We start from the raw sequence: 22,528 nt of genomic DNA, 5'->3' as shown, positions 1-22,528 counted from the left end.
CCGCGCGACCAAACGGTCGCATGGGGTCACGCTGGGAAACGGTATGTTCGCAAAAAACCTGTGGATTGTTCCAGATAAATCTTGAAACGGTACACGATAGATTGCACGGCTGGCTCTGCGGCAGGTTGCCACGCCTTGCCTATACTCATGCGACCCGCGTTTTCCGGCCTCACAAGGAGCCAGCTGTGGACCATCTCGTACTGACCGTGATCGCACCCGACCAGGCCGGGCAAGTCGAACGTATCGCCCATTGCATTGCCGAGCACAACGGCAACTGGCTGGAAAGCCGCATGTCGCGCATGGCCGGCCAGTTCGCCGGCATCCTGCGCGTGGCGGTGCCAGCGGAGCGCTACGGTGACCTGGTGGTATCGCTGCAAAAGCTTGAGGCGTTTGGCATTCGCGTGCTCATTGCCCAAGGCGGCAGCGAGCCTGCCAACACCTGGAAGCCGATCAGCATGGAACTGGTGGGCAACGACCGGCCAGGCATTGTCCGTGATATCACCCGCTTGCTGGCGGGGCAAGGGGTCAACCTTGAACGCTTCACCACCGAGGTGCGCCCGGCACCGATGAGCAGCGAGCCGCTGTTCCATGCCGACGCATTGCTGGCGGTGCCGTCGGAGTTGCCGCTGGAGGTTTTGCAGCAGAGCCTTGAGAGCCTGGCCGATGACCTGATGGTGGAACTGCACCTGCGCCCCGAGGATTGAGCGCCTTCTCAGGTTATCCCGGTTTAACGGGGATGCCCCTGTGGATAACCTGGGGGTGTACCGCGCCAGCCCAGCGCTGGCAAGGCCCGGCGGCGATTGAGCAAAAAACGCTCAGTCAGCGGCGGCTTGTGCACAAACGCCGGGGATGGGGGTGTGGATAACCTCTGGAGACATCGCTACAGGCCACGCACAACAAGGCCTGTAGCGTATTGATCAATAAGTGATCAGGTGCGCTTGCGCAGCGACATCCAGGCATCGACGCTGTACAGCGCCAGGCCCGCCCAGATACAGGCGAACGCCAGCACGTTGCTCGACGTCAGGTGCTCGTCGAACAGCAGCACCGCCTGCAGCAATACCAAGGTGGGCGCCAGGTATTGCAAGAAGCCCAGCGTGGTGTAGGGCAGGTGCCGGGCGGCGGCGTTGAAGCACACCAGCGGTACCAGCGTCACGGGGCCGGCGGCGATCAGCCAGAGCGCTTCACTGCTGCTGAAAAACGCCAGGTTGGCGCTGTTGGCGGCGGGGTGCAGCAGCAACCAGCCGATGGCCAGCGGCACCAGCATCCAGGTTTCCACCACCAGCCCCGGCAGCGCCGCGACCGGGGCCTGTTTGCGGATCAGCCCATAGAAGCCGAACGTCAGCGCCAGTGCCAACGACACCCACGGCAGGCTGCCCACTTGCCACACCTGCTGCGCCACGCCCAGCGCCGCCAGCGCCACCGCCAGCCATTGCAGGCGGCGCAGGCGCTCGCCCAGCAGCAGCATGCCGAGCAGCACGTTGATCAACGGGTTGATGTAGTAGCCCAGGCTGGCTTCGAGCATGCGCCCGTTGTTCACCGCCCATACGTAGGTCAGCCAGTTGCCGGCGATCAGCGTGCCACTGAGGGCCAGGATGGCCAGGCGCCGTGGGTTGTCGCGCAGCTCGCGCCACCAGCCTGGGTGCTTCCACACCAGTAGCAGCAATGAGCCGAACAGCGCCGACCAGAGCACCCGGTGGACGATGATTTCCACCGCGGGGACGCTCTGGATGGCTTTGAAGTAGAGGGGGAACAGGCCCCAGATGATGTAGGCGCCGAGGCCCAGAATGTACCCGCGGCGCGGGTTGGCGGCGTGCATGCAGAATCCTTGCTTGGGAAGCGAACGAAGCGGCCCCCATTGTAGACACTGCTTGCAACACTTTTAGAACAATTTCAGCGGCTGTTCATCCAGTGCAGAAATCTGTTCACGCAGGGCGAGGATCTGATCGCCCCAATACCGCGGCTGGCCAAACCAGGGGAAGCTCGGCGGGAACGCTGGGTCATCCCAGCGCCGCGCCAGCCAGGCGCTGTAGTGTAACTGGCGCAGTGCGCGCAGCGGCTCGATCAGGGCCAGTTCGCGCGGGTCGAAATCGTGGAATTCGTTATAGCCGTCGATCAGTTCGGCCAGTTGGCCAAGGCGTTCCTCGCGGCTGCCGGCCAGCATCATCCACAGGTCTTGCACGGCGGGGCCGGTGCGGCAGTCGTCGAGGTCGACCATGTGGTAGGCGTCGTCGCGGTGCATCAGGTTGCCGGGGTGCAGGTCGCCATGCAGGCGGATCACCTGATGCGGGGAGCGGGCGTAGATGGCCTCGACCCGTTTGAGCAGGTCGCGGGCCACCGACTCGAATGCCGGCAGCAACTCGCGCGGCACGAAGCCGCGGTCCAGCAGCGTCTGCAGCGAGGCATGGCCGAAGTTATCCACAGTCAAGGCTTCGCGGTGTTCGAACGGGCGGGTTGCGCCCACCGCGTGCAGGCGCCCGAGCAGTTGGCCCAGGCGATACAACTGGTCGAGGTTGCCAGGCTCCGGCGCATGGCCGCCACGGCGCGGGAACAGCGCAAAACGAAAGCCTGCGTGCTCGAACAGCGAACGGCCTTGGTGCTGCATTGGCGCAACCACCGGCACTTCGCAATCGGCCAGTTCTGCACTGAAAGCGTGTTCTTCGAGAATGGCCGCATCGCTCCAGCGGCCGGGGCGATAGAACTTGGCGATCAGCGGCTGGCCATCTTCGATACCCACCTGGTACACGCGGTTTTCGTAGCTGTTGAGCGCCAGCACCCGGGCATCGCTTAAAAAGCCAAGGCTTTCGACGGCGTCCAGCACAAGGTCGGGGGTGAGGGTGGAGAACGGGTGGGACATGGAGGCTCCGGGGCGCTTGGGCGGTGAAGCCCGCCGTACAAGGCCGTTAGCGTCCCGCAATCGGTGGCAGGGTGCAAGGTTTGCCGGCTACCTGACATTTTTGCCAGTACCGGCCACAGCGATTCAGGCATAGCGTACGAGGCAATCGCTCGCGCATATCGGCAGTGGCGTTCGAACGGTCAAGTGGCTCGCAGAAGTTTGCATCGAGCCTGACCCCACCGGGTTTCGGTGGGCCAGACAGGGAGAAACCCCATGCGCCGTCTCGTTGCGTGTTGCCTGGCAGTGCTGTTGATTGCCGGATTGGCAGTGGCTTATGAGTTGTCTACCGCCAGCGTCAAGGCCGGCCCCCCGGCAGCCATCCGCGCGGCTACGCCTGAGCAGTGCCAGGCGCCTGCCTATGCGCTGAACCAGTCTTACCAGGCCGGCTCACTGGTCACCAACGTCGGTCATGCCTACGCGTGCAAGCCCGGCCCGGGCCAGGCCTGGTGCAACCTTGCGGAGTATGAACCGGGCAAACCCTTCAACGGGGCTGAATTCTGGAAGGAAGCCTGGGATGACCTTGGCGAGTGCGGCGCAACGCCACAGACCAATACCTTGGAGCTGTCGTTCAGTACGGTGAGCGGCAAAGTGCCGTTTACTACCGCTAGCCGGGGCGTCGGCCCTCAGGCGCGGCGCGACCTTGAGGTCAGCGGCGTACTGCGGTGCAACGCGCAGGCCATCCCGTTCTCCGGCCGGTCCGACCAAGTGCTCACGCTCACCGACCTGGCACCCTGCAAATACGCGGTGATCATGGATGCTGCGCAAGGCTACTTGCCGCTCACCACGCCGACCGTGGTCGAGTTCATGCCCGGCCAATCGCAGAAGCTGAGCCTTGAGGTCAAGTACCGCCAGCCTTTGGACTTGACTCAACTGCTGACTTTACCTGGGGTGAAGGTCGAGCTGTTTGCTACCGGGTTGTCCCAGCCTCGGCAGATGGTCATGGGCAACAACGTGCTCTACGTCGGCTCCAGTGCTATCCCCAATTATTCCTATAATGCCCGTATCGCAAGTTTCATTTATGCGATCCCGCTTGACCAGGCTGGACGGCCCACCGGCATCCATCTGATCACCTCTGGGGAAGAAGAGCCGCACGGCGTAGCCTATCGCGATGGGGACCTGTATTACTCGACCACCGGCAAGTTGTACCGGGTTGCGAATGTCGATCAAACCTACCGTGACCCGCGCCCCGAGGTCGTCCTGGACTTCCCGCCTGATCAGGACCAGTTTCGGCTGCCAAACGGCTCGCATAGGGTCTGGCACCAGAAGCATCCGCTGAGCTTCAACCCGTTCGATGCGGCAGATCAGGCGCTTTACACCGCCGTGGGCATCCCCTGCAATCACTGCATGGTTACCAAGGACGAGCGCTATGGCACTGTACTGAGCTACGACCTGAAAACGCGTGAATCACGCATCCTGGCCAAAGGGGTACGCAATGCGGTTGGCCTGGCGTGGGCCAGCAATGGCGACCTGTGGTTCAGTGACAACAACCGCCAGGGCTTTCTCAACAGTGATGAAGTGAACCGGATCGCCAAAGGCGCCACCGGCAAGCAAATGCACTTCGGGGTACCCTACCTTTATGGCCGTGACACCCTGGGCTTTACCCAGGAGGAGTACACCCAGCCCGGGAACATCGCTCCGCCATTGTTGCCAGGCGCGATCGTCTCGGATCTGCCACTGAACCAGATCAAACCAGAGAACTACCAGGCGCCGGCCTATGAGCTGGGCAGCAATACCGCGCCGCTTGGCATCGCGTTCTGGAAAGGTTTCCACAACGAACCCGGTGATCTCGCCCGCCTGTTGGTAGCTGTGCACGGGACCGGCACGCAAGCATCGCCGGGCATGGAGTTGCGCATGCTGACTATCGAGGACGGCGTTCGGGTAGTCAGCCAGATACCGTTGGCGACCGGCTGGAGCGGCGGGCCGGGCGACTTCAACGTGTATTGCCTGGATGGCTCTTGCCTGGGTCGGCCTGCCGGCATACTTGAGCTGGCTGACAACTCGATACTGGTCTCCGATGACGTGGCGGGGGTGATCTACAGGTTCACCTTCGACCCAGTGAATATCGACAAGACCACCTTGAGGTTGCAACCCACCGCGGCGCCAGTGCCAGAATTGGCCCCGACCATGTTCAGCGGCACGCTCACTGATAGCCAGGGGCGTACCCGCCGTTTCGATGTCGCATGGGGGCAGACACCACTGATTATTCGGGCGTTGGATGAAGGCACCTACACCGTCGCGCTGGATAACATTGGAGACTTTATCCCCAAGGTGCGCCAGCAGCAGGTAACGCTGAGTGCGTCGACGAATGATCAGACGGTCGAGCTGGGCTACATGGAACGGCCTCCTATCGAGCCGGTGAAGGCGACGCTGGTTGCTCCGCAAAAACCCGCATTTGCCGGCGGCGCGCCTGAGTACTGGGAGGTCACTCACCTGTCGGAGGGTAAAACCTCGCAGGTCAAGGTGCCTTGGGGCGGTAGCCAGATGATCTTGCTGGGAGCCGGCGAGCACGTATTCAACTACCCCTACTATCCGGGCGAGCTGCCGGAACCGACCCAGCGTAAGGTCAGCGTCGATGAACTGAGCAACGAGCCAATCACATTGCAGATGAGTTACCGGCATACGCCGGCACTCGGCCAAGAGGTGGTTGCTACCACCTGCGCGGCTTGCCACACCGTGCAGTATTTCCAGGATGCCAACCGGGCCATCAACTGGAGCCTGGCAGGCAAGGAAGCGTTGGTGCAGCAAATACTCGGCATGACGGTGCGTGGCCAGTGCGACAGCTCATGTTCAAGCCAGATCGCCGACTACTTCTACAACGACCTGTGGGCTGGCTACCTTGACCCCAAGCAGGCCTATGGCAAGCGCCAACTGCGCCTGCTGACCCGCGACGAGTACGCCAATAGCGTGCGCGACCTGTTCAGCGTTGCGGTCAAGCAGGACGCGCTGCCGGCCGACAAATCCAAGGGCCATTTCAAGTACCCCGGCGACGCCGATGCTGGCGTAATCCAGGCCGAGGACCTCAAAGCCCTGTACGACGTGGCTTGGCAAGTGGCTGAAGAGGTCGATACAGCCTGGCTCGATGCCCAGCCGACGGCGCAACTGGGGCGCCGGGTCTTCCGCCGCGCGCTCACCGCCAGCGAAGTGCAGCGTTACGATGCGCTGAGGACAAAGGACGGGGCCAATGCGCTGGTAGCAGCATTGCTATTGTCGCCCAACTTCCTTTACCGCTCCGAGCTCGGTGAAGCGCCGGCCGAGGGCGACATCTATCAGCTCAGCGCCAGTGAGCGCGCCACGGCGCTGTCGTACAGCCTGCTAGGCACCACGCCAAGTGAAGAGCTGTTGCTGCAGGCCGAGCAGGGCCAACTGCAGACACCCGAGCAGATCGGCGCTGCTGCCCAACGCATGCTGCTCAGCGAGCAGGGCCAGGCGCAGTTCAACCGCTTCATCAGTTACTACCTCAAGACCTATCGCGGCGCCCAGGAAAAGCCAGGCCTGACACCAGCGGTTATCGACAGTATGGTGCAGGAGCAGGCGCAACTGGTGGGCCAGGTGCTGCGCGACGGCGGCTCGTTCAATGCCTTGTTCAACCCCGGCTACACCTTCCTCGACCAGCGTCTGGCCCAGCATTACGCCATTGCTGGCGTGAGTGGTGACAGCATGCGCAAGGTCAGCGTCGACCCGCGCCGCGGTGGGCTGCTGCACTTGGGGATGACCCAGGCGGTCAACTCCGATTACCAAGCCACGTCGCTGGTCAAGCGCGGCATCATGATCCGCGAGCAGTTGCTGTGCCGCGAGTTTGGCGCGCCGGTGGAAGCCGACCCGAACGAGCCTGCGTACCCGCCAAGGGCCATCACCACCCGCGAGCGCTGGGACCTGGTGAACGGCCAGAACGCCTCCGAAGGGCGCTGCTGGCAGTGCCACCAGTACATGAACGACACCGGGTCGAGCATGGAGAACTACGACGCCTCTGGCCGTTATCGCGAGGTCGAGCAGGCGTACAACCACGCGCAGTACCCGGTCAACATGCCGATCAACGCGGCCGGGCCGTTCATCAGCAATACCGGGCTGGAAAACTGGGCACAGGTCAACAACCTGCGTGATGTTGCCGAGTTGTTGCCCGGCAATGCCACGGCGCAGACCTGCATGGCCGACAGCTACTTCCGCTTCATGTTCGGCAACAAGGTTTCGGCAGGCTCGGTGAGCACGCTCAAATCCGCCTCAGAGGCGCTCAATGCCAACGGCTCGCTGATCCAGATGATCCGCGACATGACGACATCTCCGGTGTTTCTCAACCGGCAAGAGGAGAACTGACATGGACCTGCTGAAAAGTCGTCGGCGCTTTTTGATGCAACTGGCAGCAGCGGGTGCGCTGGTGCCGCTCAGCGGTAGCGGGTTTGCGCAGTTTCTGCTGCAGCCCGAGCAAGCGGCGGCGCGCCTGAAAGTCGTATTTTTCATCATTCCTGACGGGCTTGCGGTGGATTCCTACAGCGACCCGGTACAACACAACGGCAACGGGTTGTGGTTTCCAAGGGCCCAGGGCGAAGACACCACCACCTTCGAACTTAACGAGGTCAGCCAGGAGCTTGCCGCGTACCGCAGCCAGTCGCTGTACTTGCAAGGCCTGATCCTGGCCACTGGCACTGGCGGCCATAACGGCTGGATGTACGCGCTGCGCGACAGCCAGGGCAGCATGAGTTCGATTGACCGGGTACTTGGCGATGCGTTGCCCGGCAACCAGCCGACCCACCGCAGCCTGTTTGCAGGCCCCCATGCCGGGGTGGACGGCACGCCGTGGTATGTGTCGTGGGAAGGCGGTGCCATTCGGACACCGCAGCAAAACCCGGTGCGGTTGTACGAGTCGGTGTTCGGCGGCGCAACACGTGCGTCGCGCCAGGGGCTGGTGCGCAATGCCCATGTGTTCGACCCGATCCGCGCCGATATTGCCGAGCTGCGCTCGCGGGTAGGCGGTGCCCAGCGCGAGAAGCTGGTGACCCACCTGGATGCCTTGGAGCAGGTTGCCCAGGATCTGGAGAGCGCAGTGCCCTCGGTGTGTGAGCCGTTGGCGCTGGACGACCACCCGATCAGCTCGGCGCAGTACCGCAACCAGGTCCAGGCCAGCCACCACAAGGTGGTCGCGGCGGCGCTGGGCTGTGGGGTAACGCGGGTGGCCACGGTTCAGGTCGGGCGCTCGGCGGAGTCGCTGAACATTCTTGATGTCAGCGCGGCGACCAACCCCCATGACTGTGCGCATCGCTATGCCGGTGAGGAGGTCTGGAAGGGCTCGCGGCAGTGGTACGTGCGCCAGGCCAAGCTGTTCATGGACGAGCTGGCGCGTTACGACGACCCTGATGTGCCAGGCGACAAGTTGCTGCAGCACACCCTGGTGGTACTGACCAGCGAGATGGCCGACGGCGCGCCTGAGCATATGCTCAATATGCCGCTGTTGCTGATGGGCGGCGCCAGCGGCCTGCTGCGCAATGGCTCCGGCAATGGGCGCTATCTCAACATCAGAAGCCAGGGCGACCGCTCGCACTGGACCGGTGGCAAGTATGTCGACATGCAGCGGATCTGGTCGACCATCGCCAAGGCGGCCGGCACCTCGGTGCCTTACGGCGGCGATATTTCGCCGGTCACCGGTATCTTCAACAATGTCACTTGACTGCCGCACGTTGCTGTCGAGGTGTTGCGCCCCCTAGGCCATGCGCGGGGGAGATTCCATGGTTTTGTGCAAGCCTGTTCTCGCCAGACACATCTCCTTGTGGCGAGCGGGCTTGCCCCGCGTTGGGCTGCGCAGCAGCCCCTGAAAGCCCAAGGGTAAACCTCAGGACTGCTACGCAGCCCAACGCGGGACAAGCCCGCTCACCACAACTCTCTATCATTTCCCACGGGATTGGGTCCAACCAGCAATGTGCTGTTGAGCGCGGCCGTGGGAGCGGGCTTGCCCCGCGATGCGGCGCGCAAGCGGCGCCCGATCTCATGGGCGCTGACGACTTTTCGGCGATCACCGTGAAAGGAATGCGACCTACGCCGGCACCCCCAGCAGCACGAACGACGGCAAAAAATGCACGCGCACCTGGCTTGCTGTATCCACGCCATGCTGCCCCAGCCAGTCCGCATCGGCGAACGCGCACAAGGTCTGGCCATTGCCCAGGCTCAGGCGCACCTCGTGCGGCCCCTCGGCGCTGGGCAGTACCTCGCTGACGGTCGCCGCCAGGCAATTGCTGCCCACAGGCGGGGTATCGCTGGGCGCCAGCAGGTGCACCCAGCCAGCCTTGAGCAAGGCCACCACCTTGCTGCCAACGCTCAGGCCCAGGCGCTCGGTGCTGTCGGGGGTGATCAAGGCATCGATCTGCAACCCGCCACCAAGGGCCAGGCTGATCCGGTCGTGACGGCCTTCGCGGTGCACGCCATTGACCTCGCCCTGCAACTGGTTGCGTGCGCTGGTGCGCAGCATCAGGCGGCCAAGCAGGTCGAGGTCGCTGCTGTGCTCGGCGGCTTCCAGCAACTCGGCCTGCAAGGCTTGCAGGCGCTGGTACAGGCGCAGCACCCGTTCACCTTCGGCGGACAGCCGCGCCCCGCCGCCACCTCGCCCGCCAGTGCTGCGCTCGACCAGCGGTTGCGTGGCCAGGTTGTTGAGCTCGTCGATGGCATCCCAGGCGGCCTTGTAGCTGATGCCGGCAGCCTTGGCTGCGCGGGTGATCGAGCCTTGTTCGGCAACATGCTGCAGCAGGGCGATGCGCTGCGGGCGGCGGGCGATGTGCTGGGTGAGCGGGGCGGGCAGGGACATGGCGCGGGTATCAGGGCTGTGAACGTGGCCCGACGTTGCCGCCACAGTGCGGCCAAGTCAAGCCTGGCCAGGGCGGGGCGTGCGCGCCAGGCAATACACATCCACACGCCGCGCACCGTGCTTGCGCAGCAGGGCGGCGATGGCCTGGGCGGTGGCACCGGTAGTCAGCACATCATCGACCACGGCCAGGTGCAGGCCCTGGACGTCTGCCGAGCGGCTAAGCGCGAACGCCTGGTACAAGTTGCGCAAACGCGCCCCGGCGCCCAGTGCCTGCTGCGCCTGGGTATCGCGCGTGCGCAGCAGCAGCTGCTCGTTGCAAGGCAACTGCAGGTGGCTAGCCAGCCAGCGCGCCAGCATGCCGGCCTGGTTGAAGCCGCGCTGGCGCAGTCGACCTTTGGCCAGCGGCACTGGCAACAGCAGGTGAGGGCGCGCCAGGCCCTCGTGGTAGCGATGTTCCAACGCCTGGCCAAGCAGGGTTGCCAGCAGCCGCCCCAGGGGCCATTGGCTGTTGTGCTTGAAGCGGCTGACCAGCGCATCGATGGGGAAGCCGTAATGCCATGGTGCAATCACCCGCCGAAACGCCGGAGAGCGCCGCTTGCAGCGTGGGCAGGTGAGGCCGTCCAGTGGCATGGGTACCGCGCAACGCCGGCATTGTTCGTCGAGCCAGGGCAGTTCATGTTCACAGGCCAGGCACAGTGGCCATGGCTGGCCTGCTGGTGCGTCGCACAATAAACACGTTTGGTTGTTATTTAGCCACTTGTAAACCAGTGATCTAAGGCTTGGTTGACAGGTCATGGGCCTTCCGTAAATATGCGAGCTATCCGTGATGCGCACGAGGGTGATGGCTGCCCCGGCGTCAGTCAGACCCTAGATAAGGAAACGCCGATGAGCGCCAGCACAATTGCAACAACACGTCACGACTGGTCCCTGGCCGAGGTCAAGGCGCTGTTCCAGCAGCCGTTCAATGACCTGTTGTTCCAGGCGCAGACCGTGCATCGCGCGCATTTCGACCCCAACCGCGTGCAGGTGTCGACGCTGCTGTCGATCAAGACCGGCGCTTGCCCCGAGGATTGCAAATATTGTCCGCAGTCCGGCCACTACAACACCGGGCTTGAAAAACAGAAGCTGATGGAAGTGCAGAAAGTGCTGGAAGAGGCCGCCCGCGCCAAAGCCATCGGCTCGACCCGCTTCTGCATGGGCGCGGCCTGGAAGCACCCGTCCGCCAAGGACATGCCCTACGTGCTGCAGATGGTCAAAGGGGTCAAGGCCTTGGGCCTGGAAACCTGCATGACCCTGGGCAAGCTCGATCAGGAGCAGACCGCAGCGCTGGCCCAGGCCGGCCTGGACTACTACAACCACAACCTCGACACCTCGCCGGAGTTCTACGGCAGCATCATCACCACCCGCACCTACGGCGAGCGCCTGCAAACCCTGGCCTATGTGCGCGATGCCGGCATGAAAATCTGCTCGGGCGGCATCCTGGGCATGGGCGAGTCGCTGGACGACCGCGCCGGGCTGCTGATCCAGTTGGCCAACCTGCCCGAGCACCCCGAGTCGGTGCCGATCAACATGCTGGTCAAAGTGGCGGGCACCCCGCTTGCCGAAGAAGAAGACGTCGACCCGTTCGATTTCATCCGCATGCTGGCGGTGGCCCGCATCCTGATGCCTAAGTCCCATGTGCGCCTGTCTGCCGGCCGCGAGCAGATGAACGAACAGATGCAGGCCCTTGCCTTCATGGCGGGCGCCAACTCGATCTTCTACGGCGAGAAACTGCTGACCACCGCCAACCCGCAGGCCGACAAGGACATGCAGTTGTTCGCCCGTCTGGGCATCCAGCCTGAGGCCCGTGAAGAGCACGCCGATGAAGTGCACCAGGCGGCCATCGAGCAGGCGCTGGTCGAGCAACGCAGCAGCGAGCTGTTCTACGACGCAGCCTCGGCCTGAGCATGGCCTTCGACCTTGCCGCGCGGCTGGCCGAACGGCGCGCCGCCGACCTGTACCGCCAGCGGCCACTGCTGCAGAGCCCGCAAGGGCCGCAGGTGGTGGTCGATGGCAAGGCGCTGCTGGCCTTCTGCAGCAACGATTACCTGGGCCTGGCCAACCACCCCGAGGTGGTCAAGGCCTGGTGCGAGGGCGCTGAACGCTGGGGTGTCGGCGGCGGCGCCTCGCACCTGGTAGTCGGCCACAGCACGCCGCATCATCAGGTGGAAGAGGCGCTTGCCGAACTCACCGGGCGCCCGCGGGCGCTGCTGTTTTCCACCGGCTACATGGCCAATCTGGGCGCCATCACTGCGCTGGTGGGGCAGGGCGATACGGTGCTGCAAGACCGCCTCAACCACGCCTCCCTGCTCGATGGCGGGCTGCTCAGCGGCGCGCGCTTCAACCGCTATTTGCACAATGACCCGGCAAGCCTGGCCAGCCGTTTGAGCAAGGCCACCGGCAATACCCTGGTGGTCACTGACGGTGTGTTCAGCATGGACGGCGACTGCGCCGGCCTGCCGGCGCTGGCAAAGGTGGCACGGGGCAGCGGCGCCTGGTTGATGGTCGACGACGCCCACGGGTTCGGCACGCTGGGCCGCAGCGGCGGCGGGCTGGTCGAGCAACATGGGCTTGGCGTTGATGACGTGCCGGTTCTGATCGGCACCCTGGGCAAGGCGTGCGGCACCAGCGGGGCATTCGTGGCCGGCAGTGAAGAACTGATCGAGGCGCTGGTGCAATTCGCCCGGCCCTACATCTACACCACCAGCCAGCCCCCGGCACTGGCCTGCGCCACGCTCAAGGCGTTGGCCCTGCTGCGCCATGAAACCTGGCGCCGCGAGCATCTGGCGGCGTTGATCCAGCAGTTCCGTAGCGGGGCGCAGCAGCTCGGCCTGACGCTGATGGACAGCCACACCGCCATCCAGCCGATTCTGGTGGGCGATGCCGCACGGGCCATGGCGCTGTCGCGAATGTTGCGCGAGCGTGGCCTGCTGGTGACCGCCATCCGCCCACCCACCGTGCCTGCGGGCAGTGCGCGCCTGCGGGTGACGTTGAGCGCCGCGCACAGTGAAGCGCAGGTGCAGCTATTGTTGAATGCATTGGCCGAGTGTTATTCACAGCTGGAGCCTGCCGATGCGTAACCGAATGATCCTTCTGCCAGGCTGGGGCCTGGGCACTGCCTCTCTGCAACCGCTGGCCGCCAGCCTGCGTGCCCAGGACCCGCGCTTGCAGGTCGAGCTGATGCCGCTGCCCGAACTTGCCGAGCCCGACCCCGAAGCCTGGGTCGATTATCTTCACCGCAAGCTGCCGACCGACGTGTGGCTCGGCGGCTGGTCGCTGGGCGGCATGCTCGCCAGCGCCCTGGCCCACAAGCGTGGCGACCACTGCTGCGGTTTGGTGACCCTGGCCAGCAACCCAAGCTTCGTCGCCCGTGGTGACTGGCCCCACGGTATGGCACCAGACACCTTCGGCACCTTCCTCGACGGTTGCCGCAGCCACACCCAAGTGACCCTCAAGCGTTTTCGCACCCTGTGCAGTGACGGTGCGCAGCAACCCCGCACTTTGTTGCGCCAGTTGGGGGTTGGGGTGCCCGACACTGACCCGCTGTACCTGGCCAATGGCCTGGAAGTACTGCGCGCACTGGACACCCGCGAGGCGCTGGAAGACTACGGCGGCCCGCAGCTGCACCTGTTCGCCGGCAGCGATGCCTTGGTGCCGGCCGAAGCCGCCAAGGCCCTCAGCAACCTGTTGCCGGACGTGGAAGTCGGCCTGGTCGAAGACAGTTCCCACGCCTTCCTGCTGGAATACCCCCAGGATTTGGCGGCGGGCATCAAGAGTTTCCTGCATGAGAGTGGCGATGACTGACCTTTCCCACCCCACCCTGCCCGGCGCACTGCCGGACAAGCGCCAGGTGGCGGCTTCCTTTTCCCGCGCTGCGGCCAGTTACGACAGCGTTGCAGCCTTGCAGCGGGCGGTCGGCGTGGCCTTGCTTGACCAAATCGAGCACGCCGATGCCCCAGCCCGCTGGCTGGACCTGGGCAGCGGCACAGGGTATTTCAGCCGCTTACTGGGCGAGCGTTTCGCCGGCGCCGAAGGCGTGGCGGTGGATATCGCCGAAGGCATGCTGCGCCATGCCCGCCAAGCCGGTGGTGCGCGCCATCATGTGGCCGGCGATGCCGAGCGCCTGCCGCTGCGTGACGGCTGTGTCGACCTGCTGTTCAGCAGCCTGGCCGTGCAATGGTGCGAGCGCTTTGCCAGTGTGCTCAGCGAAGCTCGGCGCGTGCTGCGCCCTGGCGGGGTTATGGCCTTCAGCAGCCTGTGCGTGGGCACCCTGGGTGAGTTGCGTGCCAGTTGGCAGGCGGTCGATGGCTTGGTGCACGTCAACCGCTTCCGCCGCTTCGAGGAGTACCAGCGGCTGTGCGCTGGCAGTGGCCTGGAAGTAGTCGACCTTGAGCGTCGCCCGCATGTGCTGCATTACCCGGACGTGCGCAGCCTCACCCATGAACTCAAGGCGTTGGGCGCGCACAACCTCAACCCCGGCAGGCCGTCCGGGCTTACTGGGCGGGCGCGCATGCAGCAGTTGTTGCAGGCCTATGAACAATTTCGCCAGCCCCAGGGCCTGCCGGCCACTTATCAGGTGGTCTACGGCGTGTTGCGCAAACCCATGAGCGAAGGGCGCTGAGATGAGCCAGGCTTACTTCATTGCCGGCACCGATACCGATGTCGGCAAGACCACCATCGCCGCCGGCCTGCTGCGGGCGGCGCGTCTGCAGAACCTCAGCACCTTGGCGGCAAAGCCTGTGGCTTCCGGGTGTGAGCCTACGCCCAAAGGGCTGCGTAACAGTGATGCGCTGGCGCTGATCGATGAGAGTTCGATCAAACTGGCATATGAGCAGGTCAACCCGTTCACCTTCGAGCCGGCCATTGCTCCGCATGTAGCGGCGCGTGAGGCGGGCGTGGCACTTGAAGTGAACGTGCTGCTCGGGCTGATGCGCCAGGTGCTGGAGCAGCGCGCCGATTTCACCTTGATTGAAGGCGCTGGTGGCTGGCGCGTACCGTTGTCGGGGCATGCCTACCTGTCGGATCTGGCGATTGCCCTGAAGCTGCCGGTGATTCTGGTGGTGGGGGTGCGGTTGGGTTGCATCAACCATGCGCTGCTCAGCGCCGAGGCGATTGCCCACGATGGCTTGCCGCTGGCTGGCTGGGTGGCCAACATCGTCGACCCACGCACCTCGCGGCTCGAGGAGAACCTTGCCAGCCTGGCCGAACGCCTGCCGGCGCCGTGCCTGGGGCGGGTGCCATGGCTCAAGCAAGCCAGCGCCGAAGCGGTGGCGGAATATCTGCATCTGGATGTGCTGGACTAACGGCCACTTCGCAGCTGGACGCGTTCTCTGTAGGAGCGGCCTTGTGTCGCGAAAGGGGTGCGTAGCGCCCCCACGATTGGGGCTTCAAGCTGATGTCGCCGGGGCCGCTTTGCGGCCCTTTCGCGACACAAGGCCGCTCCTACAAACACCGCGCAAGATCACCCCGCTCTATCAGGTGGCACAGGGCTATTAGGGATTTAAACGGGCTTTTTTCCTGGGGGCCTGCTTTAATTGGCCCAATTCATCCAGCGTCACGGAGTTACTGACATGGACATCAACACCAGCTCCGCCTTCTACGCGGGCTTCGGTGCCATCCAGGCCGGGCAGAACCGCGTCGATCAGGCTGCACAGCAGATCGCCAGCACCACCAGCCAATCCACCGACTTCCAGTCCGAGCGCCTGCGCGCTGTCGACCGCAGCCAGCAGATGGACCTCGCCACCAGCACCGTGCAACTGGCGCTGGGCAAGCAAGATGTCGAACTGGGCGTGAAGGTTGCCAAGGCATCCGACGAACTGCTCGGTCGTTTCATCGACACCTACGCCTGATCCAACCGCTTACCCACGCGGGGCAAGCCCGCTCCATGCGCAGCCTGTACAGCAGCTGCGCGGGAGCGCGCTTGCCCCGCGTTGCGTTTAGCGGTCAATGGCGTAAATGCCCTGTTCGGCGGCATAAATGTCGCTATGGCATGTCCTTGACTTTGCAGCCACCTAAACGTAAGTTTCAAACAACTGTTTGACCGAAAGCCACCTAGAGCTGGTCGGTATGCGCGGTCTCCCTACCGAACTCATCACAGAGGTTCATCGCAATGCCTGATTACAAAGCCCCCTTGCGTGATATTCGCTTCGTGCGCGACGAACTGCTTGGCTATGAGGCGCACTATCAGAGCCTGCCGGGCTGCCAGGACGCCACGCCAGACATGGTCGATGCAATCCTGGAAGAAGGCGCGAAGTTCTGTGAGCAGGTACTGGCACCGCTGAACCGTGTCGGCGACCAGGAAGGCTGCACCTGGAGCGAGTCGGGCGTGAAGACGCCGACCGGCTTCAAGGAAGCCTACAAGCAGTTCGTCGAAGGCGGCTGGCCGAGCCTGGCACACGACCTGGAGCACGGCGGCCAAGGCCTGCCTGAGTCCCTGGGCCTGACCCTGAGCGAAATGGTCGGGGGTGCCAACTGGTCGTGGGGCATGTACCCAGGCCTGTCCCACGGCGCCATGAACACCATCTCCGAGCACGGCACCCCCGAGCAGCAGCACACCTACCTGACCAAGCTGGTCAGCGGCGAATGGACCGGCACCATGTGCCTGACCGAGCCGCACTGCGGCACCGACCTGGGCATGCTGCGCACCAAGGCCGAGCCACAGGCCGATGGCAGCTACAAAGTGTCGGGCACCAAAATCTTCATTTCGGCCGGCGAACACGACATGGCCGACAACATCGTCCATATCGTCCTGGCCCGCCTGCCCGATGCACCGGCCGGCACCAAAGGCATTTCGCTGTTCATCGTGCCCAAGTTCCTGCCCAACGCCGAAGGCGGCGTGGGCGAGCGCAATGGCGTGAGCTGTGGCTCGCTGGAACACAAGATGGGCATCCACGGCAACGCCACCTGCGTGATGAACTTCGACGGCGCTACCGGCTACCTGATCGGCCCGGCCAACAAAGGCCTGAACTGCATGTTCACCTTCATGAACACCGCGCGCCTGGGCACCGCGCTGCAAGGCCTGGCGCACGCTGAAGTGGCGTTCCAGGGCGGCTTGAAATACGCCCGTGAGCGCCTGCAGATGCGCGCCCTGACCGGCCCTAAAGCCCCGGACAAAGCCGCTGACCCAATCATCGTGCACCCCGATGTGCGCCGCATGCTGCTGACCATGAAAGCGTTCGCCGAGGGCAACCGGGCGATGGTGTACTTCACGGCCAAGCAGGTCGACATCGTCAAGTACAGCCAGGACGAAGAAGAGCGCAAAAAGGCCGATGCACTGCTGGCCTTCCTGACCCCGATCGCCAAGGCGTTCATGACCGAAGTCGGCTTCGAGGCCGCCAACCACGGTGTGCAGATCTACGGCGGCCACGGCTTCATTGCCGAGTGGGGCATGGAGCAGAACGTGCGCGACAGCCGTATCTCGATGCTGTACGAAGGCACCACCGGCATCCAGGCCCTCGACCTGCTCGGGCGCAAGGTGCTGATGACCCAAGGCGAGGCGCTCAAAGGTTTCACTCGCATCGTGCACAAGTTCTGCCAGGGGCAGGAAGGCAACGAAGCCACCCGGGAGTTCGTCGAGCCGCTGGCTGCGATCAACAAAGAGTGGGGCGAGCTGACCATGAAGATCGGCATGGCCGCCATGAAGGACCGTGAAGAGGTCGGCGCGGCATCGGTGGACTACCTGATGTACTCCGGGTACGCCTGCCTTGCCTACTTCTGGGCCGATATCGCCCGCCTGGCAGCCGAAAAACTGGCCGCTGGCACCAGCGAGGAGGCGTTCTACACCGCCAAGCTGCAGACTGCGCGTTTCTACTTCCAGCGCATCCTGCCACGCACCCGCACCCATGTGGCGGCGATCCTGTCGGGCGCCGACAACCTGATGGCCATGAAAGAAGAAGACTTCGGTCTGTCGATCTAAACTTCGGCGTTGTACAAAAAACCGCCTGCCCTCACCGGCAGGCGGTTTTTTTTGCGGCTGAAGAATGCCCGCACGCTCAGGCATTAGCGCCGTATGTAGGATATTTCCTCGGCCGAGACGTATTCAGTAACGAACACGCCTCAAGCATCCGGCCCCACCTGCCGTTAAACCGACGTCAATATTTATCTATTCATGTGCACCGACGAAGAACTAAGGGCACAATGCCATTATTGATCTGCCGGGTCGGAGATTACCCTTGTTTCGTTTATCCGCTGTACGCGCAAGCCACTTTCTGCCGTCGCTTGTGCTATTGGTGCTGGGGCTTGCAGCAGCCTATGTAAGAGACCTGAGCGTCTTCTTCACCTCGCTGTTCAATGTGCTGCCCACCTTGGTGCTGCTGCTGGGCGGTGCCTATTGCGCGGTTTACCGTCGTCAGCGTGAGCTGTTTCTGATGGTCACGGTGTACATCGCCTATTTTCTGCTCGATACACAGACCGATTATTACCGGGATAACGGCCGGGTCCGTGAGGACGCGGCGGTGATCTTCCACCTGGTGTGCCTGCTGCTGCCGGCGTTGTTCGGGCTGTTCGCGGCGTGGCAGGAGCGCACCCACCTGGCCCAGGACCTGCTGGCGCGTTTTGCCGTGCTGTTTGCCGTGGGCAGCGTGGCGGTGGCGCTTGAACAGAGCTTCCCGGAGGCGCTGCTGAGCTGGTTGGCGGAAATCCGTTGGCCGGCGCTGCATGGCCAGTGGATGAGCCTGATCCAGCTGGCCTACCCGCTGTTCTTCGTCGTGTTCGTGTTGCTGGTGGTGCAGTACCTGCGTGAGCCGCGCCCGCTGCATGCGGCGCAGGTGATTGGCTTGCTCGGCATCTTCTGGATGCTGCCGAAAACCTTCATCCTGCCGTTCACCCTCAACATCATGTGCAGCCAGGTGATGCTGATGATCGCCGCTGCGGTGTCCCACGAGGCCTACCAGATGGCGTTTCGCGATGAGCTGACCGGGCTGCCGGGACGCCGCGCCCTGAACGAGCGCATGCAGCGCCTGGGCCGCAACTACGTGATCGCCATGAGCGACGTCGACCACTTCAAGAAATTCAACGACACCCACGGCCACGACGTCGGCGACCAAGTGCTGCGCCTGGTGGCCAGCCGCCTGGCCAAGGTGACCGGTGGCGGGCGTGCCTATCGCTATGGCGGTGAAGAATTCGCCCTGGTGTTCGCCGGCAAGACCGCAGAAGAGTGCCTGCCGCACCTGGAGGCGGTACGCGAGATGATCGCCAACTACGCCATCCAGCTGCGCGACCAGAACAGCCGCCCGCAGGACGACACCGCTGGCCGCCAGCGGCGCAGCGGCAGCGCCAACACGACGGTGTCGGTGACCATCAGTATTGGTGTGGCCGAGCGCCTGGCGGACCACCGCAACCCCGAAGAGGTGCTCAAGTCGGCTGACGAAGCACTGTACGGCGCCAAGGGCGCGGGGCGTAACTGCGTGGTGACTTATGGCGTGCAATCAAGGCGCGGAGCCGTGCGCATGGCGTGACCACTGCTGACCATGCGGTCGCATGATGACCCTATGTCTCGTAAAAGTTGTTCGGTTACACTGGCTGCAACCCAGTGTCGCGGTCCAGCCGGACCGCCCCGACCGTTATAGCGAGAGGTTGTCATGGCCGACTATAAAGCGCCCCTGCGCGATATGCGCTTCGTTCTGAATGAAGTCTTTGACGTGGCCACCCTCTGGTCGCAGCTGCCTGCGCTTGCCGAGGTCGTCGACGCCGAAACGGCCATGGCGGTGCTTGAAGAGGCCGGCAAGGTCGCCAGCAAAAGCATCGCGCCGCTGAGCCGCGCCGCCGACGAAGAAGGCTGCCACTGGGACAACGGCGCCGTGCGCACCCCGGCAGGCTTTATCGAGGCCTACAACACTTACGCCGAAGGCGGCTGGGTGGGTGTGGGCGGCGACCCACAGTTCGGCGGCATGGGCATGCCCAAGGCTATTTCGGCGCAGGTCGAGGAAATGGTCAATGCCTCCAGCCTGGCGTTTGGCCTGTACCCGATGCTCACCGCTGGCGCCTGCCTGTCGATCAACGCCCACGCCACCGAAGCGCTCAAGGCGCAGTACCTGCCAAACATGTACGCCGGCGTCTGGGCGGGCTCCATGTGCCTGACCGAACCCCACGCCGGTACCGACCTGGGCATCATCCGCACCAAGGCCGAGCCCCAGGCCGATGGCAGCTACAAGATCAGTGGCACCAAGATCTTCATCACCGGCGGCGAACACGACCTGACCGAAAACATCATCCACCTGGTGCTGGCCAAGCTGCCCGACGCCCCGGCAGGCGCCAAGGGTATCTCGTTGTTCCTGGTGCCCAAGATCATGGTCAATGCCGACGGCAGCCTTGGTGCACGCAACCCGGTAACCTGCGGCTCGATCGAGCACAAGATGGGTATCCAGGCGTCGGCAACCTGCGTGATGAACTTCGATGAGGCCGTGGGTTACATCGTCGGTGAGCCGAACAAAGGCCTGGCAGCAATGTTCACCATGATGAACTACGAGCGCCTCGGCGTAGGCATTCAGGGCCTGGCGTCGGCGGAACGTTCCTACCAGAATGCTGTGGAGTACGCCCGCGACCGCCTGCAGAGCCGCGCCCCGACCGGCCCCCAGGCCAAAGACAAGGTGGCCGACCCGATCATCGTGCACCCGGACGTGCGCCGCATGCTGCTGACCATGAAGGCGCTGATCGAAGGCGGCCGCGCGTTTTCCACCTATGTGGCGATGCAACTTGACAGCGCCAAGTTCAGCGAAGACCCGGCGACCGCCAAGCGCAGCGAAGAGCTGGTAGCGTTGCTGACGCCGGTAGCCAAGGCGTTCCTGACCGACCTGGGCCTTGAGTGCACGGTGCATGGCCAACAGGTATTCGGCGGCCACGGCTATATTCGCGAGTGGGGCCAGGAGCAACTGGTGCGCGATGTGCGCATTACCCAGATCTACGAAGGCACCAACGGCATCCAGGCCCTCGACCTGGTGGGGCGCAAGGTGGTGGCCACTGGCGGTGCCTATTACCGCCTGTTTGCCGACGAGATCCGCCAGTTCATTGCCGCCTCCGGCAGCGACCTGGGCGAGTTCACCCGCCCGCTGGCAGCATCTGTGACCCAACTCGACGAGCTCACCGCCTGGCTGCTGGACAAGGCCAAGGGCAACCCGGATGAAATCGGCGCGGCATCGGTCGAGTACCTGCATGCGTTCGGCTACGTTGCCTATGCCTACATGTGGGCGATGATGGCCCGCGCAGCCAAGGCCGGCGAGGGTGATGCCGATTTCTACGGCGCCAAGCTCGGCACTGCGCGTTTCTACTTCGCACGGCTGTTGCCGCGGGTTGATTCGCTGGTGGCCTCGGTGAAGGCGGGCAGCGAGTCGCTGTACCTGTTGGACGCCAGCCAGTTCTGACAGGCGTTGGCGGTAAACAGGCTGAAACCTTTGTAGGAAAGGGCTGGCCCAGTGATGCGGGGCTGGCCCAACGTCAGACCTGATTGAGAATAAAACGCCCTTGTAAGCTTTCTCCTACATGACGTGGTGACTTTTCGCCACTTACATGCGATTGGATCCACGGGTAATCTTTCTTACATGGACGGAGCGCAGGAAGCGCAATGGACAGAACAGGGACACACGTAGGATTGCCTGCCAGGACGGCGGGGCGAAAAGGATGTCACAAGGGAAACAGTCTGGAAAACCCCGCTTAGGCGGGGTTTTCTTTGTGCGTGGGTTTTTACCCCAGCCCTTCGAGCGGCGAAACCCCAAGCGGGCGCGCATCGGTTTCGGCCTCCAGCAGGTTACGCAGCAACTCGACCGAAGCCTGCTGGCGCTGGGCATCGCGGAACACCAGCCCGACCTTCAGCGGCACCCGTGGCTCGCTGAGCGGCTTCCACAGCAGGCCCTGGTCGTCTTCTGCCGCATCCTTGGCCCGGCCCGGCAAAATGGTCGCCAGCGCGGTGTGCGCCAAGCTGTCGAGAATCCCCGCCATATTGTTCATTTCGGCCTGCACCTGCGGCCGGCGCCCCTGGTTGGCCAACTGCTCTTTCCAGATTTGCCGGACCTGGAACTCCTCGCCAAGCATCAGCATCGGCAGCTCTGCCGCCTGGCGTATCGACACCTTTTTGAAATCCTTCAACGGGTGGGTGTTGGGGATGACAAGTTGCAGCTCATCTTCGTACAGCAGCAAACCGTGTAGCCCCGGCTGGCGTGGGGGCAGGTAGCTGATGCCGATATCCAGGTTGCCGTTGAGCAAGCGCCGTTCGATTTCCAGCCCCGACAATTCGTAGATCTGCACCACCAAGTGCGGCTGGGCCTTGCGCACCCGCTCCAGCAGCTGCGGCACCAGGCTCGGACGCACAGTTTGCAGCACGCCGATGGCCAAGGTGCGCAGCGACTGCCCCTTGAAGTTGCGCATGGCCTCGTGGGCGCGCTGCAAGCCGTCGAGCAAGGGCTGGGCGTGGTTGTAGAGGGTGTGGGCCGCCAAGGTTGGCAGCAGGCGTTTGTTGCTGCGCTCGAACAGGCTCAGGTCGAGGCTGTGCTCGAGCTGGCGGATCTGCTGCGACAACGCCGGCTGCGACAGCGACAGGCGTTCGGCGGCGCGGCCGACATGGCCTTCTTCATACACCGCGACGAAATAACGCAGTTGGCGGAAATCCATAAGTAACGCTTATCGAAATTGCTGCTAAAACGAAATGGCCGGCAGGCCGTCTGGCGCCTAGTCTATCGCCGTATTACAGAGGGTTACAGCGAACAAGTGGCACGATTGTTACCCCAACTGAAAAACACTTTTGATAGGCAAGGCAAAAATACTGACTCGGCATCCGACCGGGCGCCTTGACCACTGCCGACCGTGACTGGGTGGACCCT

Annotated in this window: 17 protein-coding genes; 12 read left to right on the top strand and 5 right to left on the bottom strand. The window is 63.7% G+C overall.

The genetic code is table 11. The annotated features are described in order from the left end of the window. Positions 1 to 185: 185 nt before the first annotated feature. The gene (locus HU720_RS06710) at positions 186 to 704 is read left to right on the top strand and encodes an ACT domain-containing protein (RefSeq protein WP_186518373.1); all 519 of its coding nucleotides are present in this window, start codon (positions 186 to 188) and stop codon (positions 702 to 704) included. A 224-nt stretch (positions 705 to 928) separates the two neighbouring features. Here the strand turns inward: HU720_RS06710 and rarD are convergent, their stop codons facing one another. Beyond that, entirely contained in the window at positions 929 to 1,816 is an 888-nt protein-coding gene (gene rarD, locus HU720_RS06705; RefSeq protein ID WP_186518371.1) for an EamA family transporter RarD, read from the bottom strand. A 63-nt stretch (positions 1,817 to 1,879) separates the two neighbouring features. After that, positions 1,880 to 2,854: a serine/threonine protein kinase gene (locus tag HU720_RS06700; RefSeq protein WP_186518369.1), complete on the bottom strand. Its 975-nt coding sequence runs from the start codon at positions 2,852 to 2,854 to the stop codon at positions 1,880 to 1,882. A 252-nt stretch (positions 2,855 to 3,106) separates the two neighbouring features. Here HU720_RS06700 and HU720_RS06695 point away from each other — a divergent pair, with 252 nt between their 5' ends. Next, positions 3,107 to 7,204, top strand: coding sequence for a DUF1592 domain-containing protein (locus HU720_RS06695; RefSeq protein ID WP_186518366.1), 4,098 nt, complete (start codon positions 3,107 to 3,109; stop codon positions 7,202 to 7,204). A gap of 1 nt (position 7,205) precedes the next feature. Beyond that, the gene (locus tag HU720_RS06690; RefSeq protein WP_186518364.1) at positions 7,206 to 8,552 is read left to right on the top strand and encodes a DUF1552 domain-containing protein; all 1,347 of its coding nucleotides are present in this window, start codon (positions 7,206 to 7,208) and stop codon (positions 8,550 to 8,552) included. 363 nt (positions 8,553 to 8,915) lie between these two features. Here HU720_RS06690 and HU720_RS06685 read toward each other — a convergent pair whose 3' ends face one another. Together HU720_RS06685 and HU720_RS06680 are read right to left on the bottom strand one after the other, a co-directional pair. Next, positions 8,916 to 9,680 (bottom strand): TOBE domain-containing protein, encoded by a 765-nt coding sequence (locus HU720_RS06685; protein ID WP_186518362.1) that lies wholly within the window; start codon positions 9,678 to 9,680, stop codon positions 8,916 to 8,918. Positions 9,681 to 9,737: 57 nt separating this feature from the next. Continuing rightward, positions 9,738 to 10,475: a ComF family protein gene (locus HU720_RS06680; RefSeq protein ID WP_186518359.1), complete on the bottom strand. Its 738-nt coding sequence runs from the start codon at positions 10,473 to 10,475 to the stop codon at positions 9,738 to 9,740. A gap of 90 nt (positions 10,476 to 10,565) precedes the next feature. Here HU720_RS06680 and bioB point away from each other — a divergent pair, with 90 nt between their 5' ends. The 9 genes from bioB to HU720_RS06635 all read left to right on the top strand — a co-directional run bounded on the left by bioB (position 10,566) and on the right by HU720_RS06635 (position 21,076). Continuing rightward, positions 10,566 to 11,624: a biotin synthase BioB gene (gene bioB, locus HU720_RS06675; protein ID WP_186518357.1), complete on the top strand. Its 1,059-nt coding sequence runs from the start codon at positions 10,566 to 10,568 to the stop codon at positions 11,622 to 11,624. Positions 11,625 to 11,626: 2 nt separating this feature from the next. Then, the gene (gene bioF, locus HU720_RS06670; protein ID WP_186518355.1) at positions 11,627 to 12,799 is read left to right on the top strand and encodes an 8-amino-7-oxononanoate synthase; all 1,173 of its coding nucleotides are present in this window, start codon (positions 11,627 to 11,629) and stop codon (positions 12,797 to 12,799) included. Next, on the top strand, positions 12,792 to 13,523 hold the full coding sequence (locus tag HU720_RS06665; protein WP_186518353.1) for an alpha/beta fold hydrolase: 732 nt from the start codon (positions 12,792 to 12,794) through the stop codon (positions 13,521 to 13,523). The genes bioF and HU720_RS06665 overlap by 8 nt, the downstream gene beginning before the upstream one ends. Continuing rightward, positions 13,516 to 14,340 carry a malonyl-ACP O-methyltransferase BioC gene (gene bioC, locus HU720_RS06660; RefSeq protein ID WP_186518351.1) on the top strand — a complete coding sequence of 275 codons (825 nt, stop codon included), beginning with the start codon at positions 13,516 to 13,518 and terminating at the stop codon, positions 14,338 to 14,340. Before HU720_RS06665 ends, bioC begins: the two co-directional genes overlap by 8 nt. A gap of 1 nt (position 14,341) precedes the next feature. Beyond that, complete coding sequence (bioD, locus tag HU720_RS06655; RefSeq protein ID WP_186518349.1) at positions 14,342 to 15,022, top strand: dethiobiotin synthase; 681 nt, start codon at positions 14,342 to 14,344, stop codon at positions 15,020 to 15,022. 267 nt (positions 15,023 to 15,289) lie between these two features. Beyond that, positions 15,290 to 15,568 (top strand): pyrroloquinoline quinone biosynthesis protein PqqE, encoded by a 279-nt coding sequence (locus tag HU720_RS06650; protein ID WP_186518347.1) that lies wholly within the window; start codon positions 15,290 to 15,292, stop codon positions 15,566 to 15,568. A gap of 260 nt (positions 15,569 to 15,828) precedes the next feature. Continuing rightward, complete coding sequence (locus HU720_RS06645) at positions 15,829 to 17,634, top strand: phenylacyl-CoA dehydrogenase (protein ID WP_186518345.1); 1,806 nt, start codon at positions 15,829 to 15,831, stop codon at positions 17,632 to 17,634. 256 nt (positions 17,635 to 17,890) lie between these two features. After that, a complete protein-coding gene (locus tag HU720_RS06640) occupies positions 17,891 to 19,174 on the top strand; it encodes a GGDEF domain-containing protein (protein WP_186518343.1) in 1,284 nt (427 codons plus the stop codon). Between the two features lie 123 nt (positions 19,175 to 19,297). Then, the gene (locus HU720_RS06635; protein ID WP_186518341.1) at positions 19,298 to 21,076 is read left to right on the top strand and encodes an acyl-CoA dehydrogenase C-terminal domain-containing protein; all 1,779 of its coding nucleotides are present in this window, start codon (positions 19,298 to 19,300) and stop codon (positions 21,074 to 21,076) included. 319 nt (positions 21,077 to 21,395) lie between these two features. Here the strand turns inward: HU720_RS06635 and HU720_RS06630 are convergent, their stop codons facing one another. Then, entirely contained in the window at positions 21,396 to 22,319 is a 924-nt protein-coding gene (locus HU720_RS06630; protein ID WP_186518339.1) for a LysR family transcriptional regulator, read from the bottom strand. Positions 22,320 to 22,528: the final 209 nt, after the last annotated feature.

The sequence above is a fragment of the Pseudomonas sp. SWRI51 genome (assembly GCF_014268825.1).
GTDB classification, from domain to species: Bacteria; Pseudomonadota; Gammaproteobacteria; order Pseudomonadales; family Pseudomonadaceae; genus Aquipseudomonas; species Aquipseudomonas farsensis.
Note: the sequence above shows the minus strand (reverse complement) of the source record. Positions and strands in the feature narration are given on the sequence as shown.

Excerpts from the sequence above, each read along its gene's own strand:
- rarD (WP_186518371.1), bottom strand. The coding sequence starts at position 1,816 with ATGCACGCCGCCAACCCGCGCCGCGGGTACATTCTGGGCCTCGGCGCC.
- HU720_RS06700 (WP_186518369.1), bottom strand. The coding sequence starts at position 2,854 with ATGTCCCACCCGTTCTCCACCCTCACCCCCGACCTTGTGCTGGACGCC.
- HU720_RS06695 (WP_186518366.1), top strand. The coding sequence starts at position 3,107 with ATGCGCCGTCTCGTTGCGTGTTGCCTGGCAGTGCTGTTGATTGCCGGA.
- HU720_RS06690 (WP_186518364.1), top strand. The coding sequence starts at position 7,206 with ATGGACCTGCTGAAAAGTCGTCGGCGCTTTTTGATGCAACTGGCAGCA.
- HU720_RS06685 (WP_186518362.1), bottom strand. The coding sequence starts at position 9,680 with ATGTCCCTGCCCGCCCCGCTCACCCAGCACATCGCCCGCCGCCCGCAG.
- HU720_RS06680 (WP_186518359.1), bottom strand. The coding sequence starts at position 10,475 with ATGACCTGTCAACCAAGCCTTAGATCACTGGTTTACAAGTGGCTAAAT.
- bioB (WP_186518357.1), top strand. The coding sequence starts at position 10,566 with ATGAGCGCCAGCACAATTGCAACAACACGTCACGACTGGTCCCTGGCC.
- bioF (WP_186518355.1), top strand. The coding sequence starts at position 11,627 with ATGGCCTTCGACCTTGCCGCGCGGCTGGCCGAACGGCGCGCCGCCGAC.
- HU720_RS06665 (WP_186518353.1), top strand. The coding sequence starts at position 12,792 with ATGCGTAACCGAATGATCCTTCTGCCAGGCTGGGGCCTGGGCACTGCC.
- bioC (WP_186518351.1), top strand. The coding sequence starts at position 13,516 with ATGACTGACCTTTCCCACCCCACCCTGCCCGGCGCACTGCCGGACAAG.
- bioD (WP_186518349.1), top strand. The coding sequence starts at position 14,342 with ATGAGCCAGGCTTACTTCATTGCCGGCACCGATACCGATGTCGGCAAG.
- HU720_RS06650 (WP_186518347.1), top strand. The coding sequence starts at position 15,290 with ATGGACATCAACACCAGCTCCGCCTTCTACGCGGGCTTCGGTGCCATC.
- HU720_RS06645 (WP_186518345.1), top strand. The coding sequence starts at position 15,829 with ATGCCTGATTACAAAGCCCCCTTGCGTGATATTCGCTTCGTGCGCGAC.
- HU720_RS06635 (WP_186518341.1), top strand. The coding sequence starts at position 19,298 with ATGGCCGACTATAAAGCGCCCCTGCGCGATATGCGCTTCGTTCTGAAT.
- HU720_RS06630 (WP_186518339.1), bottom strand. The coding sequence starts at position 22,319 with ATGGATTTCCGCCAACTGCGTTATTTCGTCGCGGTGTATGAAGAAGGC.